Genomic DNA, 2,325 nt, shown 5'->3' with positions numbered 1-2,325 from the left:
ACACTAGCTCAAGTTTTTGGTGACAATGCAACACAAGACTCTAGTAACTTGACAATTTCTAAAGCAGACTTAGCAGCGATCGGCTTAACCGCTTCAAGTAATATAGCAATCCTAAATCATTTGTGAAAAATCACAGTTATTGATATTATGAATATTGTCAATGGGTAATATAGTGCATTGTAGTAAAGATGGAAGAGTTGATAAAGTTCATTCAAGCAAACCCAGATCCCAGAGAACTAAAACGCGCACTAGCAGTACAGATGGTGATACAAAACTATAACCATTCGACAATTGGAAATATTCTCGGAGTGTCTGTGGGTTTTGTCAATAAATGGAAATATATATTTGTAGAACAGGGTGTCAATGGATTGAGGCTAAAATACAAAGGCTCCTCAGGTTACATTGATTACGCACAAAAACAAACAGTCTTAAATTGGCTTAAACAGAAGAATTACTGGCATTTATCAGAATTGAAAGAATATATAGAAGACAAATTTAATGTAGTATTTGAGTCGAACCAAAGCTATTATGACCTTTTGAAACAAGCTAATATTAGTTGGAAAAAAACGCAGAAAAAGAACCCACGTAAAGACCAAGAACTAGTAGCTAAAAAAAACTAGAAATAACAGCGTGGCTTTCTGCACACGAGCGTCAGATAGCATAGGCGTGAACTGGTAGTTTTCTTTGAAGATGAATGTCATCTGTTGTGGGGAGACATTTGCGGTTATATTTGGGGTAATAAAAAAGAACGAATTGAAATTCCAGTTATCAATGAGCGACAACGACAGACGTATTTCGGCGCTCTAAATTATTACACACAAGAATTTTTAATTAAGCCTTATAATAGGGGTGATTCTTCTTGTGCGATCGCCTTCGTCAAATATTTAATTTCTCAGTACCCTAAAAGCCGTATTGCTTTAATATGGGACGGAGCCAGTTATCACCGTTCGGCTGAGTTTCAAGCTTATTTAAATACTGTTAATTGTGGGTTAAATGAATCAGAATGGAAAGTCACCTGTATACGAGAGTGCACCTAATGACCCAACACAAAATCCTGTAGAGGATATCTGGTTACAGGCGAAAAACTTTATTCGAGAGTCTTATCACCTATGTAAATCATTTACACAGGTCAAAAGATTGTTTGAACTCGTTACTAATCATCAATTTTTTGATTTTCCGAAGATATTTATGTATGGTTCATTTTTTTCACAACTCATTTAGGATTGCTATATAGCAACCGCCAAGGCGGTTAGGATGCCAAACTTAAGATGTCCTCAATGGCATCTCGTAAACAATCAAACTGCCCCAGTTTTCTACGGATTCGACTCTTTAACCAAGACCAGCATTTCTCAATCAAGTTTAGGTCTGGAGAATAAGGCGGTAGATACAGCAGTTCACACCCTGCATCCTGAATCAGTTGTTGAATGCGCCCACCTTTGTGGAATGTGGCATTATCCATCACCAAAACTTGTCCAGGTTCGAGTGTTGGAAGCAAACAAGTTTCTAACCAGGTCTCAAACACTGTTCGATTACATGCCCCTTCAACAGTAAAGGGAGCTATCAAATTTTGATTGCACAGCGCAGCAATCATGTTCACCCTACCTTCACGCCGCCCTGATTTGAGTGCATGGAAGCGCTGCCCTTTTAAGTTCCACCCATAATCATACTCGTCTCGACTATCCATCCCAGACTCATCTAGGTACACGATCTTCTCGCTTGGGTAGTGTAGACAAGTGATCTATGAACGCTTGTCGCTTGGCTTCATCCCGCTCACGGTAGCCATAGGTCTTTTTTTTCGAGTAAAGCCAATTTTCTTCAAAGCCCGTGAGATCGTGCGTTAGCGTAGCTCGCCGAAGGCATCGCTAATTTGACCTTCCCAAAGCGAAGCCATCACGAAAGCGAGTTTTATCCCCATGAGATGAAGCTTTCCTCACGGAATTTTTCCCAGTCGGTAATTTTATGACCATTACCGGGAGGCTGATTGGGCAAGGCTTGGAAGTCTCCAGTTTCAGCTTGTCGCAAAGCGCCATAAGTTTATAGTGTTGCGACTGATATTAAACACAAGACTTGCTTCGCTTTTGTTTAAACCATCTAACTCAATGGCTTGAATTACCTTTTGACGAAGGTCGTAACTGTAGGGTTTGGGCATATGTATAGCGATCGCACTCCGCAAACGAAAGGGACTACATCCAGTTTATGCTTAAACCGCCTTGGCGGTTGCTATAACACCGCTGAAAGCTTACTTGTTGCGTTAATTCTAAAAGCAGCAAGTTATCTTAATGAAACCAACCAAAGCACCAATAACGATATTCAAGTTACCATTAG

3 pseudogenes are annotated in these 2,325 nt (G+C 40.0%); 2 read left to right on the top strand and 1 reads right to left on the bottom strand.

Annotated features, from left to right (window positions below):
- Positions 1–188: 188 nt before the first annotated feature.
- Positions 189–1,221 (top strand): annotated as a pseudogene (locus tag AABK37_RS41085) (IS630 family transposase).
- Positions 1,222–1,249: 28 nt separating this feature from the next.
- Here AABK37_RS41085 and AABK37_RS41080 read toward each other — a convergent pair.
- Positions 1,250–2,149: pseudogene (locus AABK37_RS41080) on the bottom strand (IS630 family transposase).
- On the opposite strand from AABK37_RS41080, the pseudogene AABK37_RS41075 reads away from it, so the two are divergent.
- Positions 2,117–2,325, top strand: a pseudogene (locus AABK37_RS41075) (hypothetical protein); the annotation flags it as partial. The pseudogenes AABK37_RS41080 and AABK37_RS41075 sit on opposite strands and share 33 nt — an antisense overlap.

The organism is Tolypothrix sp. VBCCA 56010 (assembly GCF_050875635.1).
GTDB lineage: Bacteria > Cyanobacteriota > Cyanobacteriia > Cyanobacteriales > Nostocaceae > Hassallia.
The sequence above is the reverse complement of the archived record's forward strand: the minus strand, read 5'-3'. Positions and strand labels throughout refer to the sequence as shown.